Origin of the sequence: Brevundimonas sp. (assembly GCF_036659295.1) — a bacterium.
Classification (GTDB): domain Bacteria; phylum Pseudomonadota; class Alphaproteobacteria; order Caulobacterales; family Caulobacteraceae; genus Brevundimonas.
Map to the genome: position 1 here is coordinate 1 of NZ_JAVXCU010000086.1, position 9,353 is coordinate 9,353.

General features: G+C 60.4%; 11 protein-coding genes. 4 read left to right on the top strand and 7 right to left on the bottom strand.

Features of this window, described 5'->3' with window-relative positions; translation table 11 throughout:
• The 6 genes from RSB01_RS12080 to phhA all read right to left on the bottom strand — a co-directional run.
• Window positions 1-1,710: copper resistance system multicopper oxidase (locus tag RSB01_RS12080; protein ID WP_332625540.1), on the bottom strand; the 1,710-nt coding region annotated here is incomplete at its 3' end.
• A 128-nt stretch (window positions 1,711-1,838) separates the two neighbouring features.
• Window positions 1,839-2,396, bottom strand: a complete 558-nt coding sequence (locus RSB01_RS12085) for an RNA polymerase sigma factor (protein WP_332619696.1) — start codon at window positions 2,394-2,396, stop codon at window positions 1,839-1,841.
• Between the two features lie 6 nt (window positions 2,397-2,402).
• Window positions 2,403-2,846: a periplasmic heavy metal sensor gene (locus tag RSB01_RS12090; protein WP_332591389.1), complete on the bottom strand. Its 444-nt coding sequence runs from the start codon at window positions 2,844-2,846 to the stop codon at window positions 2,403-2,405.
• Complete coding sequence (locus tag RSB01_RS12095; RefSeq protein WP_332591388.1) at window positions 2,846-3,136, bottom strand: hypothetical protein; 291 nt, start codon at window positions 3,134-3,136, stop codon at window positions 2,846-2,848. The genes RSB01_RS12090 and RSB01_RS12095 overlap by 1 nt, the downstream gene beginning before the upstream one ends.
• 179 nt (window positions 3,137-3,315) lie before the next feature.
• Window positions 3,316-4,386, bottom strand: coding sequence for a 4-hydroxyphenylpyruvate dioxygenase (gene hppD / locus RSB01_RS12100; RefSeq protein WP_332625541.1), 1,071 nt, complete (start codon window positions 4,384-4,386; stop codon window positions 3,316-3,318).
• 62 nt (window positions 4,387-4,448) lie between these two features.
• Window positions 4,449-5,315: a phenylalanine 4-monooxygenase gene (gene phhA, locus RSB01_RS12105; protein ID WP_332591386.1), complete on the bottom strand. Its 867-nt coding sequence runs from the start codon at window positions 5,313-5,315 to the stop codon at window positions 4,449-4,451.
• 160 nt (window positions 5,316-5,475) lie between these two features.
• Here phhA and RSB01_RS12110 point away from each other — a divergent pair, with 160 nt between their 5' ends.
• The 4 genes from RSB01_RS12110 (at window position 5,476) to RSB01_RS12125 (ending at window position 7,611) form a co-directional block, all read left to right on the top strand.
• On the top strand, window positions 5,476-5,943 hold the full coding sequence (locus RSB01_RS12110; protein ID WP_332591385.1) for an Lrp/AsnC family transcriptional regulator: 468 nt from the start codon (window positions 5,476-5,478) through the stop codon (window positions 5,941-5,943).
• A gap of 9 nt (window positions 5,944-5,952) precedes the next feature.
• On the top strand, window positions 5,953-6,798 hold the full coding sequence (locus RSB01_RS12115; RefSeq protein WP_332591384.1) for a hypothetical protein: 846 nt from the start codon (window positions 5,953-5,955) through the stop codon (window positions 6,796-6,798).
• 185 nt (window positions 6,799-6,983) lie between these two features.
• A complete protein-coding gene (locus RSB01_RS12120; RefSeq protein WP_332591383.1) occupies window positions 6,984-7,412 on the top strand; it encodes a DUF2178 domain-containing protein in 429 nt (142 codons plus the stop codon).
• Window positions 7,405-7,611 carry a helix-turn-helix transcriptional regulator gene (locus tag RSB01_RS12125; protein ID WP_332591382.1) on the top strand — a complete coding sequence of 69 codons (207 nt, stop codon included), beginning with the start codon at window positions 7,405-7,407 and terminating at the stop codon, window positions 7,609-7,611. The genes RSB01_RS12120 and RSB01_RS12125 overlap by 8 nt, the downstream gene beginning before the upstream one ends.
• On the opposite strand, the gene RSB01_RS12130 is transcribed toward RSB01_RS12125, so the two are convergent.
• A partial coding sequence (locus RSB01_RS12130) for an FMN-binding glutamate synthase family protein (RefSeq protein ID WP_332625542.1) occupies window positions 7,608-9,353 on the bottom strand: 1,746 nt, incomplete at its 5' end. The two genes, RSB01_RS12125 and RSB01_RS12130, sit on opposite strands and share 4 nt — an antisense overlap.

Sequence of the window (9,353 nt, forward strand, 5' to 3'; positions counted from 1 at the left end):
GTGCATCAGCAGATGGCAGTGGAAGGCCCAGTCGCCCGGCGCATCGGCGGTCAGGTCGAAGGTCACCTTCGAGCCCGGCGCAACATTGACCGTATGCTTCAACGGCTGATGTCCATCGTGTCCGTTGACCAGCTCGAAGAAGTGGCCGTGCAGGTGGATCGGGTGAGCCATCATGGTGTCGTTGACCAGGGTGACGCGGACCCGCTCGTTCAGCTCGAAGCGGATCGGCTCGACCAGCTCCGAGAACTTGCGACCGTCAAAGCCCCACATGAACCGTTCCATATTGCCGGTCAGGTGGATTTCCATCGAACGCGACGGCGGGCGCGCATCCTTGTTGGGTTCAAGGGATCGCAGGTCGGTATAGACCAGCACCCGGTGATCGACGTCCTGAAGGCCCTGAGGCCGCTCGCCCAGACGGTTGGCGGGCGCGGGCGCGATGGCGTCCACCCCGACGCCGACCGCCATGTCGGCGGGGGCGTTGTTCGGGTCGCGCATGCTCATGGCGCCGTGGTCCATCGGCGCGGCGGCGGCTCCCGCCGCTGCACCATGAGCCGAATGGTCCATCCCCGCCATTGAGCCGTGATCCATCCCCCCCATCCCCATGTCGGCCATGGTCAGGTTGGGAACCTTGCGCAGCGGCGGGACCTCGGCGGTCATCCCCAGACGCGGGGCCAGGGTCGCCCGCCCCATGCCTGAACGGTCGATGGCTTCCGACACGATGGTGTAGGCCCGGTCCTCGGTCGGGCGCACGATGACGTCATAGGTCTCGGCGACCGAGATCTGGAACTCGTCCACCTCTACGGGTTGCACGTTTTCGCCATCGGCATTCACGATGGTCATCGGCAGGCCCGGAATACGGACATTAAAGATCGACATGGCCGAGGCATTGATGATGCGCAGACGCACGCGCTCGCCCGGCTGGAACAGGCCGGTCCAGTTCTCTTCGGGACCGTGGCCGTTGACCAGATAGGTATAGGTGGTGCCGTTCACATCGAGGATGTCGCGCGGGTCCATCCGCATCCCCGCCCATGTGCGGCGTTCCGACAGGCCCATGCCTTCGGAACCGTCCATCAGGCCCGCCAGCGTCAGCTTCTGGTTGTTGAAATAGCCGGGGCTCTTTTTCAGCTTGGCAAGGATTTCGTGCGGATGCAGGAAGCTCCAGTCCGACAGCACAATCACATGCTCGCGGTCATAGGCAACCGGATCGGCACCGGCCGGATCAATGATGATCGGGCCATAGTGGCCCATGGCTTCCTGAAGCCCTGAATGGGAGTGGTACCAGAAGGTGCCCGACTGCTTGACGGGGAACTCGTACACAAAGGTTTCGTGCGGTTTGATGCCGGGGAAGCTGACGCCCGGAACGCCGTCCATCTGGAACGGCAGCAACAGGCCGTGCCAGTGGATCGAGGTGTCCTCTTCCAGATGGTTGGTCACCGACAGGCGCACATTCTGGCCTTCGCGCAGACGGATCAGCGGCGCAGGCAGGGTGCCGTTGATCATAAAGGCATGGCCGGTGCGACCGCCGACCGTGAACTCGCCGTGATTGACGCTGAGGTCCACATTCGGCCCGTTCAGCGTCGTCATGTCGGGACGGATGCCCGCCGATCCGCTTTGCGCCCATGCCGGAAGAAGGCCGCTGAGGGCGGCTATACCGCCACCGGCGGCGGCTCCGCGTAAAAGGGTGCGGCGATCAAGGCGCATCGGCGTCATAGGGAAATCCTCTGGTCTCGGTCTTGAAGTCACGGGGGAGGGCGTGTGTGACGCCCTGTCTATCCATGAATACGCGGAACTGGAGCGTGCCCCTCATAAACCCGCGTGAAGATTACAGGTTTCTTCGGCTAGATGTCGCGCGACAGGGCAGAGGCCAGTTTCTGGCGGGCGCGGGCAATGCGGGTTTCGACGGCCTTGACGGTAATGCCCAGTATCCGCGCGGCCTCCTGCTGGCTGCGGCCATCTATCGAGGTCAGCAACAGCGGGGCCTTGAGGGTGTCCGGCAGGTCGCGCAGGGCCGTATTCAGGCGCTCGATCTTGCGGCGGTCATCAATCAGGGTGTCGGTATCGGGCGTACCATCTGTGACATGGGCCGCTTCGGGGGTGTCCAGTCCGACCGTGTAACGCATCCAGCGCCGCACTGTGCGGCGGCGGCCCCAGTCGCGGCACTTGTTCAGGGCAATGGCCCGCAGCCAGACATCGAACGGCCGTTGCGGATCATAGCGGTGGATGGCCAGCCATGCCGAGGCATAGGTTTCCTGCACCAGATCAAGCGCGTCCTCGTCGTCACCCGTATAGCGCCGCACAAAGCGGAACAGACCGCCTTTGGTGGCGGTCATCAGGGTTTCAAAGGCCGCGCGGTCTTTACCCGCCGCGCGCGCACAGATTTCGGGACCGGTAACCACGAGGGCTTACCGGCCACCCTCTTCGAGCAGGGTATCGACCACGCGGGCATCGAAGGTTTCGGCCTGTTCGGGCGTCATAACTTCGCGCATTTCAAAGACGTGGGCGATGGTCGCTTTTTGCAGATTGCCCATGGCGACGTGGAAATGATCGACCGCCGACTGAACGGCGGGACTATTGCCCTGACTGGCGGAAATGGCCGATGCCAGCTCGCGGTTGGCGTTGCGGACCTCGGATTCCAGCGTGGTCCGCTGGGGGGCAAAACGGGTTTCGATGTCGCGGATGCGGGCAGTCTGGGCAGCGTCCAGTTTTAGTTCCTGATGCACGATGGCATGCAGGCTGGGATTGTCCGGTTTGCGCAGCATCAGGCTGGCGCAACCCCACGCACCGGCGGCACCGGCGACCACGGCCACAAGGGCCATCAGGATAAAGGATTTAAGGCCCTTGTTCATTATCCCAGCTCCGTCTGGCTAAACGGGATCAGGCCGGATGACAGGCTGAAGGCCTGCATTTCATCGGGCGCAGGCTGGAAATGGCGCACGGCAATGCCGCCATTGACGATCCCGACCACCAGCGCGACGGCCAGAGCCGCCCCTTGCATCCGTACGGTGCGGGCGCGCTCGATACGGGCCTCGATCCGTTGCCAGACGCGCGTTTCCATCCCGTCCAGCAGGAGGTCAGAGCCGATGGGGCTTTGCGCCGCAAGGACGCTGTCGATGTCGTTCATCGTTTTGGAAGTCATGGTTTGCCTGCCTGAAAAGGCGCTGTCCCTTCAGACTTATACGCAGGCCCGTACTAATCCCCTCGCCAAAAATAAAAGAGCCCCGCCATCGCGGACGATGACGGGGCTTCAGGCGGGGAGAAGAGGTGTAAAAATCTACAGCTAAACAGGCGGCGCGTTACGGCCCCGCCCGAAAGCCTTTAGGCCTCGACCTTGATGACGCCGCGACGGATCTGGTCCAGTTCGATGGACTCGAACAGGGCCTGGAAGTTTCCGTTGCCGAAGCCTTCATTGCCCTTGCGCTGGATGATCTCGAAGAAGATCGGGCCGAACAGGTTTTCGGTGAAGATTTGCAGCAGCAAACCTTCTTCGCCGACATTGCCGTCCAGCAGGATACGGTTTTTCTTCAGGCGCTCGAGGTCTTCACCGTGGCCGGGGACGCGCTTGTCCACCAGCTCGTAATAGGTCTCGATCGTGTCTTGCAGTTTGACGCCGCGCGCGCGCAGTTTTTCTACGGTGCCGTAGATGTCCTGCGTGGTCATGGCGAGGTGCTGGATGCCTTCGCCATTATACTGGCGGATGAACTCTTCGATCTGCGAGTTCTCGTCTTGGCTCTCGTTCAGTGGGATACGGATGGCCTTGTCCGGCGCGATCATCGCTTGCGAGAACAGGCCGGTGGCCTTGCCCTTGATGTCGAAATACTTCTGCTCTTCAAAGCCGAAGATCTGGTTGTAGAAGGTCGACCATGTGCGCATCTGGCCACGCTTCACATTGTGGGTCAGGTGGTCGAGAATCTCGAGGCCGACGGCGTTCTCGGCTTCGGCTTGTTGCCAACCGGCGATCTCGGTCCAGCTGTCATAGATGCTGCCTTTGTCGCCATATTGGTCAACCAGATACAGGTAGGAACCACCGATGCCTTGCAGCACCTTGGCGTTGGCATCCAGAGCGCCGACCGAAGCGTCAACCGCCTGTGCGCCACGCGAGATGGCCAGATCGAAAGCTTGCTGGGCATCCGCCACGCGGAAGGCCATGCCCGAGGCCGACGGACCGTGGGCCGCACGGAAATCGGCGGCCTGACCGGTCGGCTCGTCATTGACCAGCAGGTTGGTCTGGCCCTGCTTATAGCGGGTGATTTTTTTGGTGGGGTGGGTGTGCGTCGGCACAAAGCCCAGCTGTTCGATCAGCGCCTTCATGGCGGCTGGATCAGGGCTGGTGAACTCGACAAATTCGAAGCCGTCGAGACCGATGGGGTTTTCAGCGGTAATGGCCATGGGGTTGGTCTTTCCTTGCTGTTCGTCGCCCGATTTTAGGGGCGCGCTAAAATCGGGTGAAATCAGTTGTCGTTGACGCGGTTGGCCCAGGCTTGCGTGCCCTGGTCATAAACGCGGTCGGTCGGCAGGATGTCGGCGGGTTCGTACTCGGCTTCGCTGGCGATCTGGGCATAGATCGGGGCAAAGTCCGTCTCGACCGTCTGGGTCAGCAGGTCTTCGAAGCTGTCGATAACGAAATAGGTCTGCTGGAAGTCGTCGATGCGATAGCGGGTCTGCATGACGCGCTTCATGTCGAAACCGATGCGGTTGGGCGATTTGTCGTCCAGCGCAAAGATGGATTCTGTGCGCGAAGACACGATCCCCGCGCCATACAGCTTCATGTCGTCGCCATCGCGGATCAGGCCGAACTCGACCGTGTACCAGTACAGGCGCGACAGGTTGTGGATGGCATTGTGCTTGATGGCCTTCATGCCGCCCATGCCATAGGCCTGCATGTAGTCGGCAAACACAGGGTTCGCCAGCAGAGGCACATGGCCGAACACGTCATGGAAGACGTCCGGTTCTTGTAGATAGTCGATCTGGTCGGGCGTACGCAGGAAGTTACCGGCGACAAAGCGGCGATTGGCCAAATGCTCGAAGAACACCTCGTCGGGGACCAGACCCGGAACGGCGACAACCTGCCAGCCGGTCAGCTTGTGCAGGCGCTCGGAGAGGTCTTCGAAATTAGGGATGCCGCTGTCGGACAGTTTCAGACGATCAAGGCCATCCATGAAGGCGGGCGTGACGCGCGAGGGCAGCATCTTGGTCTGACGCTCGTACAGAACATCCCACAGGGCATGCTCCTCGGGCGTATAGGCGGACCAGTTCTGCGGGATCGTCCAGTCGCTTGACGCGCCTTCGGGTGGTGTCTGAAGCACATGACCGGCCATGGCGTATTCTCCCATACATCCAAACTGCCGCTTCCTTTATCGGAAATCTGTGCCGAAATTTGGATGACTACATTTTGCCATCACAGAATACGCGATTGCCTTTCAAAAAGGGCCGTGAAAAACTGTGATCTGATTAGATTGTTTCAGCATTGGCGATATTATGAAACAAACCTCTCTTGATGATGTAGATCGTCGAATCCTGCGCCTGCTGCAACTGGATGCGTCCATGAGCCATGCGGCGCTGGCCGAAGCGGCGGGTTCGTCTCCGGCTTCGTGCTGGCGACGGATCAAGGCGATGGAAGAGGCCGGGATTTTGCGCGCCTCGGTGCGGCTGGTGGATGCCGATCTGGTGGGGCGCGGCGTCAATGTCATGTGTCAGGTGCGCATGAAATCACACGCCCTGAACGACCGTCTGGCCTTCGAGCATTTTTTGCAAACCAAGCCCGAGGTGATGGAGGCGCACTCCATGTCCGGTGAATGGGATTATCTGCTGCGGATCGTGGCCGAGGATGTGGCGGGCTATGAGCGTTTCCTGATGCGTGACCTGCTCAACCATGCCAACGTCGCCACGGCCGCATCGCACTTTGCCCTCAGTCAGGTGAAGTACACGACGGCACTGCCGGTCTAGGGGGACATTATGCAGGCTGAAACGCTTTACGGCTCCAGAGGCAAGGCAGCCTTTCACAGTCTGGTTCCCCTGCTGGTGACGCTGTTTATCGTCAGTCAGGTGTTCAGGGGCACTGGCAGCGGACCCAGCTTTTTCATTGTCGCAGTTTTTCTGTTGCTGGGGATCGCGCGCATAGGTGATCTGGTGCGGCCCAGACAACTGGTTCTGGATGACAGCGGGGTGACGTTCCATCCCTCGTTCAAGGCGGCGCATCCAAAGATACCCTGGTCTGCTGTGCGCGACTTTGCCATCGAGGGCTCCAAGAACAAGTTGCTGGTGCTGCACTATGTTGACGGTGGTAAAATCCGCCGTTTGGCGCTGGGCACTGACTGGTGTCTGGATGACAAGAGCTTGTGGGGCGTGACCCTTGTCGGGGCGCTGCTCCATGTCAGTGACTATCATCAACGTGCTGTGGCCTATGCGGGGGGAAGACATGCCCCGCCGAGTAGCGTTGTGGCACCTTTGCGGACCTCGCCACCCAAGGTTGCGCAGCCTTTGCAACCTGCCACAACCCGTTCGGGCGTGGTCTATGCCGAAAAAGCGGCACCGCAGACGCGGCCTGTTTCGCCGTCCCTGAATGGCGAGACGAAATCGCTCAAGGGACTTGGCGTGGCATTGATGGTCGTCGGGGGCGGTGTGTCGGTCCTGTCGGTGATCCCGTTCGTGAAGGCCTGTAATCAGGGGCTGTGCGGGCAGGGCCTATGGGATATGGGCGATTATCGCATCTGGCTTTTTGCGACGTTGTGGACGGTGTGTCTTCTGGCGGTTGTTGCCGGTGGCATGATCATGGCCGGTGCGCGCGAGGATGGGCGCTAGGGACCCGTCATGATGCCGATATTGCGCTGATGACTGGAAAGGACTGTGAATTTCATAGTCTGGAGTAACGCGCCATCGCTTGATGCAGGCGTGATGGTTGGCAATAATTTTTGCCTCTATGTTAAATAAATTTGACTCCATGTTCGTTTGGGTATTCTTGTTGCGTCAGCAGGGAGGAAGCGCACATGGCTTTTCGTGAAAAAATGGCGTGGTTCACGCTGATCGGTTTTGTTCTGACCTATGCTTTCTATTTCGGAATAGCGGCACCGGCAGTGGATTTCGGCCGTAACAACATGCTGGACATCGTCTGGAGCTTTGGCCCCGTGGCAGTGGTACATGGTCTGATCTCGGCCATCGGCAGCGCCGCCATTGCCATTGCCGCCCGTCGTGATGCCAGCAACATGGCCGACGAGCGCGATCACGCCATCAACCGCAAGGCAACGATGGTGGCCTATTACATCATGATGGTTGGTGTGATGTTTGTCGGTGTGGCCGGTCCGTTCACCATGGCCCCCTACAAGATCGTCAATATGTCGCTGGCCCTGATCGTGATCTGCCAAATCGTTCAGGACGTTCTGGTGATCCGTGGCTATCGTCGAGGCGGACATGGCTAAGACAATCCACAACACCATCCGCACCCTGCGCTTTCATGCAGGCGAGATGACGCAGGCCGACCTTGGGATGCGTGTCGGCCTGACCCGCCAGACCATCGCCGCCATCGAACAGGGCAAGTATTCGCCTTCGCTGGAAACGGCCTTCAAGATTGCCGATGTGTTCGGCGTACCGTTGGAACAGGCGTTTAGCTGGACCTAGTGCAGTTCCAGTTCGTTGAACGCTGAATAACCCTTTTCCGCCGTGAAACTGTGCGCGTCGGCCAGTTTCCATGACAGGCCGTAGAAGGGGTGTTGCTCGCCCTGTTCCAGCAGTTCGCCCGGTTTCAGATAGGTGTGGATCTGGGAGTAGAGCCGGATTTCGGACTGGCTGATGCGGCGGACCAGATGCTGCGGGCCAAGATCTTGCGGGCGGGCAATACCGGCGGCGGCCAGCATCTCGGCCAGCGCGTGCATGGTGCTGCGGTGATAGGTGGCAACGCGCGTGGCCTTGTCCGGCACCACCAGGGCGTGCTGGCGAGAAGGGTCTTGCGTTGCAATGCCGGTGGGGCACTTGTTGGTGTTGCAAGACAGGGACTGGATACAGCCCAGCGCGAACATGTAGCCGCGCGCTGCATTGGTCCAGTCGGCCCCCATGGCCAGAAGGCTGGCAATATCAAAGGCACTGATGACCTTGCCTGCCGCGCCGATCTTGATGTGCTCGCGCAGGCCCGCGCCGACCAGCGTATTGTGGACCAGCAGCAAGCCTTCGCGCAGGGGCGTGCCGATATGGTTGGCAAACTCCAGCGGGGCCGCACCTGTGCCGCCCTCGGCACCGTCCACGACGATGAAGTCGGGCAGGATGCCGGTTTCCAGCATCGCCTTGACGATGCCCATAAACTCCCACGGGTGGCCGATGCACAGTTTGAAACCGACAGGCTTTCCGCCCGACAGTTCACGCAGCGTCTGAATGAAATGCATCATTTCGACGGGGGTGTTGAAGGCGGTGTGATAGGCCGGTGACACACAGTCCTGACCCACGGCGACGCCACGGATTTCGGCGATTTCGGGCGTGACTTTCGGACCGGGCAGGATGCCGCCATGGCCGGGCTTGGCCCCTTGGCTCATCTTGATTTCGATCATCTTCACCTGTGGCGAAGAGGCGTTCTGGACAAAGCGTTCGGGATCGAACTTGCCGTCCAGAGTGCGACAGCCGAAATAGCCGCTGCCGATTTCCCACACGATGTCACCACCATTTTCACGGTGATAGCGGCTGATGCCGCCTTCGCCGGTGTCGTGATAGAAGCCGCCGGTCTTGGCCCCCTGGTTCAGGGCGCGGATGGCATTGGCGCTGAGCGAACCGAAGCTCATGGCCGAGATGTTGAACAGGGATGCCGAATAGGGCTGTTTGCACTGTGGTCCGCCGATGCTGACGCGCATGGTCGACAGGTCGGCCACGGGGGCCGGGCGCATGGACGGAGCGATGAACTCGTAACGCTCGCTATAGACATCCAGCAGGGTGCCAAAGGCCCGCTCGCTGCTTTCGCCCTTGGCGCGGGCATAGACCAGCGAGCGCTGGCTGCGCGAATAGGGGGTGGCTTCGTTATCGGCCTCGAACAGGTACTGGCGCAGTTCGGGGCGGATCGCCTCGATCAGCCAGCGGAAATGACCGATGATCGGATAGTTGCGCAGCACAGAGTGACGGGTCTGGATCAGGTCGTAAAAGCCCAGGGCCGTGATCGCCACCGACAGCAAGGTCAGAGGCCACAGACGGTGTTCCAGCATCAGTCCAAGCAGAAGACCCAGCGACAGAACGACAAATATCGCCAGCACTGTGAAACGACTGATCTTCATGGTTTCGACCCCGATATTGCCCAGCCTGATCCAGACTAAATACCGAGCTAGCAAATAGGTGCCGGAATTACAGGCCTTAAACGCCTCTAGCCGTTCACGTCGGCGTAAACG